This window comes from Streptomyces sp. NPDC002795, from assembly GCF_042888725.1.
Taxonomy (GTDB): domain Bacteria; phylum Actinomycetota; class Actinomycetes; order Streptomycetales; family Streptomycetaceae; genus Streptomyces.
The window spans coordinates 264722-281233 of sequence record NZ_JBIAQB010000007.1 but is presented as its reverse complement, the minus strand read 5'-3'; the positions used below and the strand labels follow the sequence as shown (position 1 = coordinate 281233).

Genomic DNA, 16512 nt, shown 5'->3' with positions numbered 1-16512 from the left:
GCGCTTCACGTGAACATCGACAAGCCCGAGGTCGACTTCCCGATCGGTGACGCACCGACGGACCTCCAGATCGAGGAGATCTGGGAGGGCGACGGCGCCGAGGCCAAGGCCGGCGACTTCGTGAAGGTCCACTACGTAGGCGTGGCCTTCTCCACCGGCGAGGAGTTCGACGCCTCCTGGAACCGGGGCAACCCGCTGGAGTTCCAGCTGGGCGCCGGTCAGGTCATCGCGGGCTGGGACAAGGGCGTGCAGGGCATGAAGGTCGGCGGTCGTCGTCGGCTGACCATCCCGGCGCACCTCGCGTACGGCGACCGTGGCGCCGGTGGCGGCCGCATCGCCCCCGGCGAGACGCTGATCTTCGTGTGTGACCTGATGGGCGTCTGAGTCCGGTCGCACTCCGACCGCAAGCGGTCAACGGAAGGCCCATGCCGTCTGGCATGGGCCTTCGGCTTTTGCCAGGACACGCCCGAGCGGTACGGTCGTCCGTCGGGAGTCACCTTCAGGAAAGGGCGTCGATGGCGATTGCCAAGGCCGAGCGGCTGATGAATCTGGCGCTGTGTCTGCTCGGGACGCGGCGTCCGCTCAGCAAGCGCGAGCTGCGTGGCTCCATCGAGGCCTACCTCGAAGCGGGCAGCGACGATTCCTTCAACCGGATGTTCGAGCGCGACAAGGACGATCTGCGCGAACTCGGCCTGGTCATCGAGACCGTGGAGAACCTGGACGGTGAGGTCGGCTATCTGGCCGGCCGCGACAGCAACCGCCTGCCGCCCGTCACGCTCGACGCGGAGGAGGCCGCCGCCCTCGGTCTCGCCGCGAAGGTCTGGCAGCAGGCCCGGCTCGCCGGAGCGGCGAGCGGCGCCCTGCAGAAGCTGCGCGCGGCCGGGATGCCCGAGGACATGGACCCCTACGAGAGCCATGGCGCGCTCGAACCGAGGATCCCGGCGCACGAGGCGTCCTTCGAGCCGCTGATGCTGGCCTGCCGCGACCGGCGCCCCGTCGTCTTCGACTACCGCAAGGCCACGGCCGCCCGGCCCGAGCAGCGGCACGTCGAGCCGTGGGCCCTGGAGTGCTGGCGCGGCCACTGGTACCTCGCGGGCTGGGACCGCGACCGGCAGGCCGAGCGGGTCTTCCGGCTGTCCCGGATCACCGGCAAGGTGCGCTCGCGCGCGGGACAGTTCAAGGTGCCCGTGCCGGACGTGGTGACCGTGCGGGAGACCGTCGCGAGCTGGGCGGGGGAGACCGCCGACCGCTCCGCGCTGATCAGGCTGCGGGCGGGCAGCGGCTACCCGCTGCGCGCCAAGGCCGCCTCCGTGCGCGAGCTCGGCGACGGCTGGGACGAGATGGAGATCCCGTACGGGCACGGGCTCGACGCCTGGCTCGTGGAGTTCGGTCCGGACGTGGTGGTGCTGGAGCCCGCCGAACTGCGGGCCGATGTCGTGGACCGGCTGCGCGCCGTGGCCAAGGGCTGAGGGGGAGTACGTACAAGCATGGCTTCCAATGCCATTGACCAGACCCGGCGGATGTTGTCCCTGGTGACGTATCTGCGCGAGCGCCCCGGCGCGCGCGTGGAGGACGTCGCGCGGGCCTTCGGCATCACCGAGGACGAGCTGATCTCCGACCTGGACGTGCTGCCGCTGTGCGGGACGAGCTTCCGCGGCGGCGACCTCCTCGACATCGACACCGACGGCGACCGCATCTGGTGGCACAACCCCGACGATGTCGCGGAGCCGCTGCGGATCGCCGCCGACGAGGCGACCGCGCTTCTTGTGGCGGCCCGTGCGGTGGCGACGCTGCCGGGGCTGCGGGAGAGCGACCGTCTCGCGCTGCTGCGGGCGACCGCGAAGCTTGAGACCGCGGCCGGTGAGGTGGCAGGCGCCAGTGCGCGCCTGAGCGTCACCTTCGAGTCGGAGGGCGGCGTCTTCGCGGACGTCGACCGGGCGATCTCGGAGCGGCGCCGGCTGTGGATCCGCTACTACTCACCCGCCCGCGACGAGGTCACCGAGCGGGAGATCGACCCGATCCGGCTGGTGAGCGTGGGCCACACCTACGTAGAGGCGTGGTGTCGTCGTTCGGAGGCGCGGCGGACGTTCCGGCTCGACCGGGTCGCCGAGATCAAGGTTCTGGACGAGCCGTCGGCGCCGCCGCAGGTCGAGCTGCGGGATCTGTCCGAGGGGCTTGTGCAGCCGGCGGCCGAGGACCCCGAGGTGGTCGTCGAGGTCGGTCCCGGTGGCCGCTGGGTAGCGGAGTACTACCCGCACGACAGCGCCGAGGAGTTGCCGGAGGGTGGGCTGCGGATCACGCTGCGCACGCCGGAGCCGTCCTCGCTGCGCCGGCTCGCGCTGCGGCTCGGCCGGGACGGGCACATCGTGGCGCCCGCCGAGCTGGCGACCAGTGCGCGGGACGCGGCGCGTGAGGCGCTCTTGGCGTACGACGGGGCGGCGTGAGGTGCGCGACATGACTGGTGTGGCCGGTTTCACCGGTATTGCCGAACTGCCCGCCACGGCGTCGACCGTGGTGCCCGTCGTCTTCAGGGCCGCGTGCCCCGACTGTCGTGCCCGCTTCGAACTGGCCGCGTCGGCGATCCGGTTGGCGATCGGGGCCAGCCGCCGCACCACGTTCTACTCGTTCACCTGCCCTGAGTGCGAGACCTCGGTGCGCAAGCACGCGGGCGAGCGCATCATCGAACTCCTCACCGGTGGCGGGGTGCGCACGCTGCGCCTCCACCAGACCGTCTAGGCTCGGCGCATGTTCTGGGCGATGCTGGCGGTTGCTGTGGGTTTCGTGGGGCTCGCCGTGCTGGCGGTCCTCGCGGTGCGGGTCTTCGTCGAGGCGCAACGCCTCGGGCGTCAAGTGGCCGACACCACGCAGCGGATCAACCGTGCGGCGGAGGATCTCGAGCGGGCCGCCGTGGGGGTCGCGAAGGCCGGCGGCGACGTGGTCTGACACCCTGTCGGCGCCCTCGGCGAGAGAGTGGAAAGCGCTTTACCGCCGCGGCCTGTCCTGTTGTCGGTGTCGGCGGGTACGCTCCCTTTGGCGGTCCGGTAGTGAGGCGCGGTCCGCAATTGGGAGGATGCACGGGCATTGCCTCGTGTTTACCCCCACGGGATACGATCGCTGCCAGCACGGTGGTCGGACACCAGTCCGAGGTCCGATCGGTACCGGCAGCCCCGCCCCTGCCGCCTCAGTGAGAAGGTAAACGGATATGTTCGGAAGGCTCGGTGCACCCGAGATCATCCTGATCCTCGTAGTGGTCATTCTGCTGTTCGGCGCGAAGAAGCTTCCCGACATGGCGCGCTCGCTGGGCAAGTCGGCCCGCATCCTCAAGAGCGAGGCCAAGGCCATGAAGAGCGAGGGCGGAGACAAGTCGGCCGCTCCCTCGGACCCGCCGCAGGACGCCTCGACCCCGCCGGCGCAGCGCACCATCAAGGCGGCCCCCGGTGACGTGGACAGCTCGCGTCCCGTGAACGAGCAGACGAACCAGACGACCAAGAGCTGATCGAAGGCCGCCCCTGCCGTGGCGGCCTGCCGCACGAGATGAGGACGTGGGTTGCTCAAGTCTGCCCGCAAAGAGGAGAAGGATCCCGAGGGGCGGATGCCTCTCGCGGAGCACCTGCGTGAGCTCCGCAACCGGCTCGCGAAGGCGCTCCTGGCCATCGTTGCGATCACGGTCGTCGCCGCGTTCTTCTACAACGACATCATCAACCTGATCACCCGGCCGATCCTCGACTCGGTCGGCTGTGAGCAGTCGTTCTCGGAGCTGGCGAGGACCACATCGGACAAGCCCTGCGCCCAGATCACCCTCAATGGTCTGCTCACCCCCTTCACGCTGGCGCTGAAGGTGTCGCTGATGGCCGGTGTCGTGGCGGCCTGCCCGGTCTGGCTGTACCAGCTCTGGGGCTTCGTCGCGCCCGGACTGCACGGGCACGAGAAGAAGTACGCGTACGCGTTCGTGGGCACGGGTGCCCCGCTCTTCGTGGCCGGCGCCTACTTCGCCTACTCGGTGCTGCCGACGACGGCGAAGGTCCTCATCGAGTTCACTCCGGGCAACGCCCAGAACCTGCTGCCCCTCGATGACCTGCTCGACCTCGTGCTGCGCATGGTGCTCGTCTTCGGCCTCGCCTTCGAGCTGCCGCTGCTGCTCATCTTCCTCAACCTGATCGGGGCGATCACCGGCAAGCGGATGCTCGGCTGGTGGCGCGCGATGATCATGGGCATCACGGTGTTCGCCGCCGTCGCGACGCCGAGCACGGACCCGCTGACCATGCTGGCGCTCGCCGGTCCCATCTGGGTCCTCTACTTCGCGGCGGTGTGCTTCTCACTCCTCAACGACCGGCGCAGGCGGCTGAGCGAGGCCGCGGGGCCCGATGACGACGAGGCGTCGGAGCTGGACCTGACGCCCGACGACATCGGCGAGATCGAGTCCGTCCCGGCTAGCCGGGCGCTCCCTGAGCAGACGACCTCCGAGCGGGGGGACGTGGCGACACGGACCGACCGGGTCAACGGTTACGACGATGTGACCTGAGGTAACTCCAGTTCAGGGCGGGGCACTTGCTAGGGTCCGCCCGTGAGCAGTGAGATCACCCTCTTCGTCAATCCCACCGCGGGACGCGGCCGGGGCGCACAAGCTGCGCAGCCGGCCGCTTCCGCTTTGCGGGCAGCCGGTTTCCAGGTGCGCACCGTCGTCGGAGCGGACGCCGACGACGCCCTCGTACGCGCGCGTGAAGCGGTGGCGGAGGGGACCGGTGCGCTGGTGGCCGTCGGCGGGGACGGCCTCGTGAACCTCGCGCTCCAGGCGGTCGCCGGGACCGACACACCGCTCGGGATCGTCGCCGTGGGCACCGGCAACGACTTCGCCCGCGCCCTCGGGCTCCCGATACGTGACCCGGCCGCGGCCGGGAGACTCGTCGCCGACGGGCTGTTGGGCTCGCTGACCCGCGAGATCGACCTCGGCAGGATCGGCGACCAATGGTTCGGCACGGTGCTCGCCTCCGGCTTCGACTCCCGCGTCAACGACCGCGGCAACCGGATGCGGCTCCCGCTCGGCCGCTTCAAGTACGACCTGGCGATCGCGCTGGAACTGGCCACCTTCAAGGCGGTGCCGTTCAAACTGACCCTCGACGACGGCTCCGTACGCGCGGTCGCGGCGACCCTGATCGCCGTCGGCAACGGGACCTCGTACGGCGGTGGCATGCGGATCTGCGCGGAGGCCGACATGAGCGACGGGCTGTTCGACGTGACCGTGGTCGGGGACTGTTCCCGTACGACGCTGTTGAAGGTGTTCCCGCGCGTCTACAAGGGGACCCACCTCGACCACCCGGCGGTGAGCGTGTACCGGGCCGCGCGTGTCGAGCTGGCCGCCCAGGACATCACGGGCTACGCGGACGGGGAGCCGGTCGGCGCGTTGCCGCTGGTCGCGCAGTGCGTGCCCGGGGCGGTGCGAATCCTCACCGGAGGCCGTACCGGATAATGATCGTCCGATGTCAGTGGTCGTCGGTAGGCTGGAAAGCACGATGACAGAGGACCTCTCTCCGGCCGAGCGGTATGCGGCAGCCCGTAAGCGGGCCGCCGAGCAGGCCACCGCACTCGCGACCTTCCGCGAGATGTACGACTTCGGCCTCGACCCCTTCCAGATCGAGGCGTGCCAGGCGCTGGAGGCGGGCAAGGGCGTCCTGGTCGCGGCGCCCACCGGCTCCGGCAAGACGATCGTCGGCGAATTCGCCGTACACCTTGCCCTGGAGCAAGGCAAGAAGTGTTTCTACACGACCCCCATCAAGGCCCTGTCGAACCAGAAGTACCAGGACCTCGCGAAGCGCTACGGCGCGGACAAGGTCGGCCTCCTCACGGGCGACAACAGTGTGAACAGTGACGCGCCCGTGGTCGTGATGACCACCGAGGTGCTGCGCAACATGCTGTACGCGGGCTCGCAGTCGCTCCTCGGGCTCGGCTACGTCGTCATGGACGAGGTGCACTATCTCTCCGACCGCTTCCGTGGCGCCGTCTGGGAAGAGGTGATCATTCACCTCCAGGAGTCCGTGACACTCGTCTCCCTGTCGGCGACGGTGTCGAACGCGGAGGAGTTCGGCGACTGGCTCGACACCGTGCGCGGCGACACCGAGGTGATCGTCTCCGAGCACCGGCCCGTGCCGCTGTTCCAGCACGTGCTCGCCGGGCGCCGGATGTACGACCTCTTCGAGGAGGGCGAGGGCAGCAGGAAGGCGGTCAACCCCGACCTGACGCGGATGGCGCGCATGGAGGCCAGCCGCCCCTCGTACCAGGACCGCAGACGCGGCCGGCACATGCGCGAGGCCGACAGGGAGCGGGAGCGCAGGCAGCGCTCCCGGATCTGGACGCCGGGCCGCCCCGAGGTCATCGAGCGCCTCGACTCCGAGAACCTGCTGCCCGCCATCACGTTCATCTTCAGCCGGGCCGCCTGCGAGGCCGCGGTCCAGCAGTGCCTGTACGCGGGCCTTCGGCTCAACGACGAGGACGCGCGGGCCGAGGTCCGTTCGATAGTCGAGGAGCGCACGGCGGCGATTCCCGACGAGGACCTGCACGTCCTCGGCTACTTCGAGTGGCTCGAAGGCCTTGAGCGCGGCATCGCGGCGCACCACGCGGGCATGCTGCCGACCTTCAAGGAGGTCGTCGAGGAGCTCTTCGTACGCGGCCTGGTGAAGGCCGTGTTCGCGACGGAGACGCTGGCGCTGGGCATCAACATGCCCGCCAGGTCGGTGGTGTTGGAGAAGCTCGTCAAGTGGAACGGCGAGCAGCACGCGGACATCACGCCCGGCGAGTACACGCAGCTCACGGGCCGCGCCGGACGCCGCGGCATCGATGTCGAGGGCCACGCCGTGGTGCTGTGGCAGCGCGGCTTCAGCCCCGAGTACCTGGCGGGGCTCGCGGGCACGCGCACGTACCCGCTCAAGTCGAGCTTCCGGCCGTCGTACAACATGGCGGTGAACCTGGTCGAGCAGTTCGGCCGCCACCGGTCGAGGGAGCTTCTGGAGACCTCCTTCGCCCAGTTCCAGGCGGACCGTTCGGTCGTGGGCATCTCGCGGCAGGTGCAGAAGAACGAGGAGGGGCTCGAGGGCTACCAGGAGTCCATGACCTGCCACCTCGGCGACTTCGAGGAGTACGCGCGGCTGCGGCGTGAACTCAAGGACCGCGAGACCGAGTTGGCCAAGCAGGGCGCCGCGCAGCGCCGTGTGCAGGCGGCCGCGGCGCTGGAGAAGCTCAAGCCGGGCGATGTCATCCACGTACCGACGGGGAAGTTCGCGGGCCTCGCGCTCGTGCTCGACCCGGGCCTGCCGGCCGGCCGGTCCAACGGGCATCGCGGCTTCGAGCACCACGACGGGCCGAGGCCGCTGGTGCTGACCGCCGAGCGGCAGGTCAAGCGGCTCGCCTCGATCGACTTCCCGGTGCCCGTGGAGGCGCTGGAGCGGATGCGGATCCCGAAGTCGTTCAACCCGCGCTCGCCGCAGTCCCGGCGCGATCTCGCCTCCGCGCTGCGCACCAAGGCAGGCCACATCGTGCCCGACCGGCACAAGAAGAAGGGCCGCTCGCAGGCCGCGGACGACCGGGAGATCACCCGTCTGCGGGCCGAGCTGCGGGCGCACCCGTGCCACGGCTGCTCCGACCGCGAGGACCACGCGCGGTGGGCCGAGCGCTACTACCGGCTCAAGCGGGACACCGGGCAGCTGGAGCGGCGGATCGAGGGGCGCACGAACACGATCGCGCGGACCTTCGACCGCATCGTCAAGCTCCTCACCGAGATGGACTATCTGCGCGGCGACGAGGTGACCGAGCACGGCAAGCGGCTCGCCCGCCTCTACGGCGAGCTGGACCTGCTCGCCAGTGAGTGCCTGCGGGACGGTGTCTGGGAGGGTCTCAGCCCGGCCGAACTCGCGGCGTGCGTCTCGGCGTTGGTCTTCGAGGCACGGGTCGCGGACGACGCGCTCGCGCCCAAGCTGCCCGCGGGCAGGGCGAAGGCGGCGCTCGGCGAGATGGTGCGGATCTGGGGGAGGCTCGACGCCCTGGAGGAGGAGTTCCGGATCAACCAGGCGGAGGGGGTGGGCCAGCGCGAGCCCGACCTCGGCTTCGCCTGGATCGCGTACCAGTGGGCCTCCGGCAAGGGGCTCGACGAGGTGCTGCGGGAGGCGGAGATGCCGGCCGGTGACTTCGTGCGCTGGTGCAAGCAGGTCATCGACGTGCTGGGGCAGATCGCGGCGGCCGCGCCCAGGGAGGGCTCCACGGTGGGGCAGAACGCGCGCAAGGCCGTGGACGCCGTGCGCAGGGGAGTCGTCGCCTACTCCTCGGTGGGGTAGCGGCCCCGGAGCGGAAGCAGGACGTACGTCGGCGGGCCCACCTGGATTCCGGGTGGGCCCGCCGCTGCGTTCGGAGGCGTTGCGCTTCGGAGGCGTTGCGCTGGGGTGCGTTCGCGCGCGCGGACGCCATTGCTCCACGTGTGCGAATCACGACCGAGCGTGTAAATGCAGCGAGTGTATTCCTGTCGTGGGGCCGATTTCAGGGCCTTGCTGAATATGACACGGCAATGATCCGGCGGGACTAAGCTCGCTCGCAGCGCACCGAGTTGAGATGGATTCGGCCGCTTGTTCCCTTCTGCGCCAAAGTTCCGTAATGCGGCGCACATGAAGCGTGACGAACCATCCTGAATCTCAGACGTTCCCAGACCCGACCGTTCAGAGGGCATACATGGTGAGTGTTCAATCGCCTCCCGGTGGCCGAGAAGTCCCCTATCTGCGCGTGCTGTTGCTGCCCGCCATGGTCTTGGCGGCCGCCACCGGAGCAGCCGCCGCCCTGGTCACGGAGCCCGCCCGGCCGGCCGTCGCCCTGTGCGGCGCGCTCGGCGTGCTCCTCGTGCTCGCCGTCTCCGCCGAAGCGGTCCGCCGTGGCCGCGTCAACAGGGCACAGCGCGCCCGGTACACCCAGCACGTAGCCGAGTTGGAAGCCCATATAGCCGCCCAGGAGCACCGCACGATGCGGGTGGCCAAGGAGGTCTTCCCGCACGCCCTGGACCGGTTGATCATCGGCGACAAGCCGTACGACGCCGTCCGCAACACCTGCGACTCCGAGCCCGCCTTCCGTGATGTCACGGCCGGCGAGCGCGAGTTGATGAGTGCGGCCCTCAGGGAGATCGACAACGAGATCACGATGCGGGACGCCGCGCAGCGCGCCTTCGTCTCCGTCGCCCGTCGCGTCCAGGCCATCGTGCACAAGCAGGCAGAGGAACTCCGCGAGATGGAGGAGGACCACGGCCGCAACCCCGAGGTCTTCGACGACCTGCTGCGCGTCGACCACGGCACGGCCCTGATCGGCCGCCTCGCCGACTCCGTCACCGTCCTCGGCGGCGCCCGCCCCGGGCGCCAGTGGCCCAAGCCCGTCAAGCTCTACAGCGTGCTGCGCGGCGCCATGTCGCGCATCCTCGAATACCCCCGTATCGACCTGCACGCCATCTGCGACGTGGCCGTCAGGGGCGTCTCCGTCGAGCCCGTCATCCACGCCTGCGCCGAACTCCTCGACAACGCGACCCGCTACTCGCCGCCGACGACCCGAGTGCACGTCACCGCGGTGGAGGTGCAGACAGGCGTCGCCATCGAGATCGAGGACGGCGGCGTCAGCCTCAGCGAGGAGCAGCGCCGCAAGACCGAAGGAATGCTGGACAAGGCCAAGGCCGGCTACGACCTCAACGACCTCGGCGAGAATCCGCGGCTCGGTCTCGCGATCGTGGGCCGGCTCTGCGCGATGTACGACATGCAGATCTCGCTGCGCCAGTCCGCCTACGGCGGCGTGCGCGCGGTGCTCGTCGTGCCGCGCGCCATGCTGAGCACCCAGCCCGCCCCCGGCCTCGCCCACGGCATCGGCGCCTCCGCCGTGCCCCGCGTCGACCACAAGGGCCTACCGGTCAAGGAGGAGCCGCGGCTGAAGAAGACGCGCCGTCCCACCACGGGCCCGCGTCCCGTCACTGGCCCGCGCCCCTCCGCCCCGCTCGTCGCCGCAATGGAGGACGACGTTCCCGTGGTCACGGAATGGCGGCCCAACGGCCTGCCGCAGCGGCGCAGGAAGTACGACACGAAGGTCATCGAGGACCAGATCATCGTGACGCCCCGCAACCCGGACCTGTCGATGCCGCCACCCGCGGCGGAGCCCGGCCCCGCGGCGTACGGGGCCCCGGCCTCCGCCGCACCCGGCGAGCCGGACCGGCACGGAGGGGCCGAACAGCCCGAACCCGGCCTGTGGGTCGAGGCGTTCATGAATGGACTGAGGCCCGAGGGGGGCTCGGCGGAGACGGCCGACGCGGTGGGGCACACCGCGCAGGACCCGGAGATCTCGGCCAAGCCGCATGACGACGCGTACAACCAGCAGGTCGACGAGGGAGACCGTCAGTGATCCAGCAACGGGCCAATTTCGACTGGATGCTCAAGGAGCTCGCCGAGTGCGTGCCCAATGTGAAGCAGGTGGTCGTGCTCTCCTCGGACGGGCTGCGCATCGCCCGCTACGGCGGTGACCCCGACGCCGCCGACCGGATCGCCGCCGCCTGCGCGGGACTTCAGTCCCTGGCCTCCGCCGTCGCCACGGAAATCCCGGAGAGCAGCGGCAAGATGAACATGGTCATCATCGAGGTCGACGGCGGCTTCTTCTATCTGATGGCCGCGGGCAAGGGCGCGTATCTCGCCGTGCTCGCCGACCAGTTCGTCGACGCGGGCCTCGTCAGCCACCAGATGCGCGACCTCGTCATCCGGATCGGCGCCCATCTGACGAGCCCGCCCCGGCGCAACGGCCAGACCGTATGACGTACCGTCCCCCCGAACCACCGTTCAGGGAACCGCCGCCCAAGCGTGAGCGACGCCCGCAGCAGGGCGACGGAAAACCCGACCCCGAGCGTCTCTACGTCATCACGGGCGGCACCGACGGAAGCGACCGCGTGCCGCTCGACCTGGTGAGCCTGATCGTGGCGCGCGGTGATCCGCCACCGTCGTCGCCGCCCGAGCAGGCCGCCGTCATCCGCCTGTGCAAGACGCCCCTGTCGACGGCTGAGATCTCGGCCTACCTCCAACTGCCGTTCAGCGTGGTCACCGTGCTGCTCGGCGAACTCCTCGCGGCCGAGCTGGTGCAGGCGCGTGCGCCGGTGATCCGAGGCGCGGTCGCGGACCGTTCCCTTCTCGAAGCGGTGATGCATGGACTACAGAAGCTCTGACAGCACGGCCGGGACCGACACCGCGATGAGCGCTCACATCCCGGGGCCCCGGGCCGAGGAACGACTGCCCGACACCGTCACGTCGGCCGTCAAGATCGTCATCGTGGGCGGCTTCGGTGTCGGCAAGACCACCATGGTCGGCTCCGTCAGCGAGATCCGGCCGCTCACCACCGAAGAGACCATGACGCAGGCGGGCATCGGCGTCGACGACAACTACGGTTCGGAGACCAAGACTGCCACGACCGTGGCCATGGACTTCGGCCGGATCGGCATCACCGAGGAACTCGTCCTGTACCTCTTCGGCACGCCGGGGCAGGAGCGGTTCTGGTTCCTGTGGAACGGCCTGTTCGAGGGCGCGCTCGGCGCCGTCGTGCTCGTCGACACCCGTCGTCTCGAAGTGAGCTTCGATGTGATCGGGCGGCTCGAGGAGCGCGGAGTGCCGTTCGTGATCGCCAACAACACCTTCCCCGACGGGCCGAGTTACCCCACGGAGGAGCTGCGCACGGCGCTCGACCTGGACCCCCACGTCCCCATCGTCGAGTGCGACGTGCGCCGCAGGGCGTCGAGCCGCGAGGTGCTGCTCACGCTGATGCGATTCCTGCACGAGATGGCGCTGCACCACGCCTGAGTGCCGCTCAACCGAATTTCTGTCGACCACACCGACCGGAGCCAACCCGTGACGTCACCCTCCCAACCTCCGCAGTCGCCCGCCGGATTCGACGCACCCGCAGACGCCGCGCTCGCGCCGCCGCCCGGCTGCCCCGCCCACGCCCTCGGCCCCGACGGCCTGCGCCGGCTCTACGGTCCCGAGGCCGACGCGGACCTCGCCGGCGTCTACGAGAAACTCCGCGCGGAGTACGGCCCGGTCGCCCCGGCGCTCATCCACGAGGACGTACCCATGTGGGCGGTGCTCGGGCACAGCGAGAACCTCCAGATGGTGAGCACCACCTCGCTGTTCAACCGGGACTCACGGAACTGGACCGCCGTCAGGGACGGCACCGCGGGGCCCACGCACCCGCTCGCCCCCGTCTTCACCTGGCAGCCGATGTGCGCGATGGAGGAGGGCGCCGAGCATCTGCGGCTGCGCAGCCCGGTCACCGCCGCCGTCGAGACCGTCCAGCACCGTGAGCTGCGCCGCTCCATCAACAGGGCCACGCAGGAGATCATCAACCGGTTCTCCGAGCGCGGCAGGTGCGAGGTCGTCAGCGAGTTCGCCGAGCACCTCCCGATGATGGTGATGCTGGAGCTGCTCGGTGCCCCCGAGGCCTACAGCGAGCGCATCGTGCAGGCGACCCGCGATCTGCTCAAGGGCGGTGAGTCGGCCATCGCTTGCAACGAGTACCTGATGGGCATCCTGATGGACCTCGCCGTGCGGCGCCGCGCCGCGCCGCTCGAGGAGGACTTCACCAGCACCCTCATCGCCTCCCCCTCCGGGCTCACCGACGACGAGGTGGCGCAGACCCTGCGGCTCATCCTCATCGCCACGTACGAGGGGTCGGCCAACCTCATCGCGAACGTGCTGCGTGTGGTGCTCACCGACCCCCGGTTCCGCGCGCGGCTCAACGGCGGGCAGATGACCGTGCCGGAGGCGGTCGAGCAGTCGCTGTGGGACGAGCCGCCGTTCAGCGCCAACGTCGGCTACTTCGCCAAGGCGGACACGGAGCTGGGCGGGCAGCGCATCCGCGCGGGCGACGGCCTGATCTTCGGCATCCAGCCGGGCAACGCGGACCCGAGGGTGCGCCCCGAACCCGGCGCGCACATGATGGGCAACCGCTCGCACCTCGCGTTCGGTGGCGGCCCGCACGAGTGCCCCGGGCAGGACATCGGGCGTGCGGTGGCGGAGATCGGGGTCGACGCGTTTCTGATGCGGCTGCCCGACGCCGAACTCGAGGTCGCCGAGAGCGAGTTGAGGTGGGTCTCGACGATCATGGGGCGGCACCTGGTGGAGCTGCCGGTGGACTTCACGCCGCGTCCGCCGCAGGACGTGAAGACCCAGCCGGGCCAGCTGCCCTCGCAGCGGCCGGACTGGAAGATCACTTCGGGCCTGCCGTCCACGTCGCCGCCGGCCACGCCACGGTCGGCCACGCCGCCGTCGGTCACGACGCCCGTGGCCGCGCCCGCCCCGCCGGTGGCCCCCGAACCGGTCGTGCAACCGCCGCGCCCGTCCGCGCGTCCGCACCGGCAGGAGCCGGCCGGGGGCGGCGTCTGGCAGCGTTTCCTGCGCTGGTGGCGCGGTGAGTGAGCCGGTTTCCTAACCCGGTCCCCGCTCCCACTCCTCGTGCGAGGTCCAGGCCGTGAGTTCCCTTCGGCTCGCGAAGCGGTGCTCGCGGCCGCTCACCGGGTCCGTGAACTCCAGGGTCCGGGAGAGGAGTTGGAGGGGACGCCGGAAGTCGTCGTCCGCCGCCCGCTCGGCGACTTCCGGGAAGAACGGGTCGCCGAGGATCGGCAGGCCGACACGGTTCATATGGACGCGCAGCTGGTGCGTGCGGCCGGTGTGCGGGGTGAGCCGGTACAGCGCCAAGTCCCCTTTGCGCTCGGCGAGTTCGATGCGGCTCTCGGCGTTCGGCTCGCCGTCCGGCACCTCGAACGCGGCGAGCCGTCCCGGCTCCTTCTCGATCCGGCCGCGCAGGGTGACGGGGAGCTCCACCGCCGGGTCGTACGCGGCCACCGCCTCGTACTCCTTGGTGACCCGGCGGTCGCGGAACAGGGTCTGGTAGCTGCCGCGCTCCTCGGGCCGCACCACGAACAGGACGAGCCCGGCCGTGAGGCGGTCGAGGCGGTGGGCCGGGCTCAGCCGCTCGATGCCGAGGTCGTGGCGGAGCCGGGCGAGCACGGTCTCGGTGACATGGCTGCCGCGCGGCGTCGTGGCGAGGAAGTGCGGCTTGTCGGCGACCACGATGTGCTCGTCGCGGTACACGACGTCGACGGCGAACGGTACGGGGACCTCGGGCGCGAGCTCCCGGTGGAACCACACGGTGCCGCCCACCTCGTACGGGCTGTCGGCGGTGACCGGACGGCCGTCCGCGGTCACGAACGCCCCCTGCGCGATCATCTGGTCGATCACCGCGTCCTCGGCGGGGAGCCGGTGCACGAGGTGATCCCGGACGGTGCGCCCCGGCCCGCCCTCGGGCATCCGTACGCGAACGGCGTCGATGCCTGCGCGCTGCGGGAGCGGGGAGGGCGGTGGGGTGGGGCGCTTGCGTCTTCTCACAGAGGGAAAGGGTACGGCGGCCGGGGCGCGGGATCAGGCCTCCTGCTCGGCCTCCACCTGCGCGTTCCAGTCGCGCTTCGAGGCCTGCCAGCCGTCCTCGTTGTGCCCGAGGCGCCAGTAGCCGGAGATCGACAGGTCCTCGCGCGGGATCGCGCGGTCGACCCGCAGATGCCGGCGCAGCTCCTTCACGAAGCCCGCCTCGCCGTGCACGAACACGGACGGGCGGCCCTCGGGGAAGTCGAGCCCGGTCACCGCGGAGATGAGCGCCTGCCCGACCGGGCGGCCCGCGCGGTGCAGCCAGGTGACCTCGACGGGGGAGTCGATCTTCTGCTCCTCCTCGGGGCCCTCGACCTCGACGAAGGCGTGTGCCCGCGCGCCCTCGGGCAGCGCTTCGAGGGCGGCGGCGATCGCCGGCAGGGCGCTCTCGTCACCGGCGATGAGGTGCCAGTCCGCCGTGGTGTCGGGGTGGTAGGCGCCGCCGGGGCCCATCATGTGGATGGTCTCGCCCCCTTCGACGCCCGCGGCCCACGGCCCGGCCAGGCCCTGGTCGCCGTGCACCACGAAGTCGAGGGTGAGCTCAAGGGTCTTCGGGTCCCAGGCGCGCACCGTGTACGTACGCGTCACGGGCCACTGGTCGCGGGGCAGCTCCTCGCGGATCCTGGCCATGTCGAAGGGCTCTTCGTAGGTCACCCCCGCCGGAGCGAAGAGCAACTTCACGTAGTGGTCGGTGTGTTCGAGCTCTTGCGGGAAGTCCGCGAGCCCCTCACCGCCGAGCACCACCCGTCGCATGTGCGGCGTGAGGCTCTCGGCGCGCACGACCTGTGCGGAGCGGGCCTTGCGGGGCGGGCGTGCGGGGCGCTCGGCCATGGGCGGTCTCCCTTGATCCACTATTAGTTAGGTATACCTAAGCTAACACCTCATTCGGAGAGGGTGGTGAGGAGGCGCTGCAAAGAACCTCCCAAGCCCCAGCGGGCCGCCAACTCCTCAAGGGCGGCGGCGTCGTGCGGCTCGTGCGGCAGAGCCGTGTCCACCTCCGGCAGGGGCACGTCGCCCGCGACGAGCACCACCGTCGGCGCCACCGCCAGATACGGGCGCGCCTCGTCGAGCCGTCTGCGCTGTGTCGGTGTCAGCTTCGACTTCCGGTCGTCGACGGCCGCCATGATCCCGGCCAGGTCCCCGTAGCTCGCGAGCAGCTTCGCCGCCGTCTTCTCGCCGATGCCGGGCACGCCCGGCAGTCCGTCGCTCGGGTCGCCGCGCAGCAGCGCCATGTCCGCGTATCCGGCGCCGTCCACCCCGTACTTCTCGCGGAGCAGGTCCTCGTCCGTCACCTGGAGCGTGCCGACACCCTTCAGTGGGTACAGCACGCGCCGCTCCAGCTTGTCGTCGACCAGCTGGAACAGGTCACGGTCGCCCGTGACGATGTCGACAGGCCCCTCGGCGCGCCCCGTGAACGTACCGATCACGTCGTCCGCCTCGTACCCCTCCACGCCCACGCGCGCGATGCCCACCGCGTCGAGCACGGCCTCGATGATCGGGACCTGGGGGGAGAGGGTGTCGGGGATCTCCTCCTCGTCCGGCGAGCCCGCCGACGTCTCCTCGGCGACGCGGTGCGCCTTGTACGAGGGGATGAGGTCGACGCGCCACTGGGGGCGCCAGTCCGCGTCCATGCACGCCACCAGGTGGGTGGGGCGGTGGTCGTGCACGAGGCGGGTGATGAATTCGAGGAGGCCGCGCACCGCGTTCACCGGGGTGCCGTCCGGGGCCTTCACCGAGTCCGGCACCCCGAAGTAGGCCCGGAAGTACAGAGATGCGGTGTCGAGCAGCATCAGGCGCCGGTCCGCCGATCCTGTCGTGGATGTCGTCTGGGTCACGTTCGCATCATGCCGCACGCCACTGACAGTCACCTCTGCCAGTCACCGAATGTAAGTATGCGATCTGCGTGAGTGAACACACTGTGAACTGGGTAACTCCCCCGTTTGTTTGAGATAAACGGGGGCAGGCGCGGCCACGGAGCGGTGCCGGTCCGTACTTCAACTATTGAGGTCGACCGGTCAAGCGGACGGATCCGTATCGCTCTACGGCCCGCCGG

Annotated in this window: 17 protein-coding genes; 14 read left to right on the top strand and 3 right to left on the bottom strand. The window is 70.4% G+C overall.

Translation table 11 applies throughout. The annotated features are described in order from the left end of the window. Nucleotides 1-9: 9 nt before the first annotated feature. The 14 genes from ACFYWS_RS22705 to ACFYWS_RS22640 all read left to right on the top strand — a co-directional run bounded on the left by ACFYWS_RS22705 (nucleotide 10) and on the right by ACFYWS_RS22640 (nucleotide 13454). Nucleotides 10-384, top strand: coding sequence for an FKBP-type peptidyl-prolyl cis-trans isomerase (locus ACFYWS_RS22705; RefSeq protein ID WP_389279417.1), 375 nt, complete (start codon nucleotides 10-12; stop codon nucleotides 382-384). A 131-nt stretch (nucleotides 385-515) separates the two neighbouring features. Further along, the gene (locus ACFYWS_RS22700) at nucleotides 516-1469 is read left to right on the top strand and encodes a helix-turn-helix transcriptional regulator (protein WP_389279415.1); all 954 of its coding nucleotides are present in this window, start codon (nucleotides 516-518) and stop codon (nucleotides 1467-1469) included. Nucleotides 1470-1487: 18 nt separating this feature from the next. Continuing rightward, nucleotides 1488-2444 (top strand): helix-turn-helix transcriptional regulator, encoded by a 957-nt coding sequence (locus ACFYWS_RS22695; RefSeq protein ID WP_389279413.1) that lies wholly within the window; start codon nucleotides 1488-1490, stop codon nucleotides 2442-2444. Between the two features lie 10 nt (nucleotides 2445-2454). Further along, complete coding sequence (locus ACFYWS_RS22690) at nucleotides 2455-2736, top strand: hypothetical protein (protein ID WP_389279411.1); 282 nt, start codon at nucleotides 2455-2457, stop codon at nucleotides 2734-2736. Nucleotides 2737-2745: 9 nt separating this feature from the next. Beyond that, nucleotides 2746-2943 (top strand): hypothetical protein, encoded by a 198-nt coding sequence (locus ACFYWS_RS22685; RefSeq protein WP_389279409.1) that lies wholly within the window; start codon nucleotides 2746-2748, stop codon nucleotides 2941-2943. Nucleotides 2944-3202: 259 nt separating this feature from the next. After that, the gene (tatA, locus tag ACFYWS_RS22680; RefSeq protein WP_327664193.1) at nucleotides 3203-3496 is read left to right on the top strand and encodes a Sec-independent protein translocase subunit TatA; all 294 of its coding nucleotides are present in this window, start codon (nucleotides 3203-3205) and stop codon (nucleotides 3494-3496) included. 51 nt (nucleotides 3497-3547) lie between these two features. After that, entirely contained in the window at nucleotides 3548-4522 is a 975-nt protein-coding gene (gene tatC / locus ACFYWS_RS22675; RefSeq protein ID WP_389279407.1) for a twin-arginine translocase subunit TatC, read from the top strand. A 42-nt stretch (nucleotides 4523-4564) separates the two neighbouring features. Continuing rightward, nucleotides 4565-5467 (top strand): diacylglycerol kinase, encoded by a 903-nt coding sequence (locus ACFYWS_RS22670; protein WP_389279405.1) that lies wholly within the window; start codon nucleotides 4565-4567, stop codon nucleotides 5465-5467. A gap of 43 nt (nucleotides 5468-5510) precedes the next feature. After that, nucleotides 5511-8321, top strand: coding sequence for a DEAD/DEAH box helicase (locus ACFYWS_RS22665; protein WP_389279403.1), 2811 nt, complete (start codon nucleotides 5511-5513; stop codon nucleotides 8319-8321). Between the two features lie 388 nt (nucleotides 8322-8709). Continuing rightward, nucleotides 8710-10404: an ATP-binding protein gene (locus tag ACFYWS_RS22660; RefSeq protein ID WP_389279401.1), complete on the top strand. Its 1695-nt coding sequence runs from the start codon at nucleotides 8710-8712 to the stop codon at nucleotides 10402-10404. Beyond that, on the top strand, nucleotides 10401-10808 hold the full coding sequence (locus ACFYWS_RS22655; RefSeq protein WP_266721521.1) for a roadblock/LC7 domain-containing protein: 408 nt from the start codon (nucleotides 10401-10403) through the stop codon (nucleotides 10806-10808). The genes ACFYWS_RS22660 and ACFYWS_RS22655 overlap by 4 nt, the downstream gene beginning before the upstream one ends. Continuing rightward, entirely contained in the window at nucleotides 10805-11212 is a 408-nt protein-coding gene (locus tag ACFYWS_RS22650; protein WP_389279399.1) for a DUF742 domain-containing protein, read from the top strand. Before ACFYWS_RS22655 ends, ACFYWS_RS22650 begins: the two co-directional genes overlap by 4 nt. Then, nucleotides 11193-11840, top strand: coding sequence for an ATP/GTP-binding protein (locus ACFYWS_RS22645; RefSeq protein ID WP_389279397.1), 648 nt, complete (start codon nucleotides 11193-11195; stop codon nucleotides 11838-11840). Before ACFYWS_RS22650 ends, ACFYWS_RS22645 begins: the two co-directional genes overlap by 20 nt. A 48-nt stretch (nucleotides 11841-11888) precedes the next feature. Continuing rightward, nucleotides 11889-13454: a cytochrome P450 gene (locus ACFYWS_RS22640; protein WP_389279395.1), complete on the top strand. Its 1566-nt coding sequence runs from the start codon at nucleotides 11889-11891 to the stop codon at nucleotides 13452-13454. Nucleotides 13455-13463: 9 nt separating this feature from the next. On the opposite strand, the gene ACFYWS_RS22635 is transcribed toward ACFYWS_RS22640, so the two are convergent. Genes ACFYWS_RS22635 through ACFYWS_RS22625 form a run of 3 tightly spaced genes read right to left on the bottom strand, consistent with a single transcriptional unit; the run spans nucleotide 13464 to nucleotide 16249 of the window. Further along, nucleotides 13464-14423 (bottom strand): pseudouridine synthase, encoded by a 960-nt coding sequence (locus ACFYWS_RS22635; protein ID WP_389279393.1) that lies wholly within the window; start codon nucleotides 14421-14423, stop codon nucleotides 13464-13466. Between the two features lie 33 nt (nucleotides 14424-14456). Further along, nucleotides 14457-15290: a siderophore-interacting protein gene (locus tag ACFYWS_RS22630; RefSeq protein ID WP_389279391.1), complete on the bottom strand. Its 834-nt coding sequence runs from the start codon at nucleotides 15288-15290 to the stop codon at nucleotides 14457-14459. Nucleotides 15291-15340: 50 nt separating this feature from the next. Then, the gene (locus ACFYWS_RS22625) at nucleotides 15341-16249 is read right to left on the bottom strand and encodes a 5'-3' exonuclease H3TH domain-containing protein (RefSeq protein WP_389279815.1); all 909 of its coding nucleotides are present in this window, start codon (nucleotides 16247-16249) and stop codon (nucleotides 15341-15343) included. Between the last annotated feature and the right edge of the window lie 263 nt (nucleotides 16250-16512).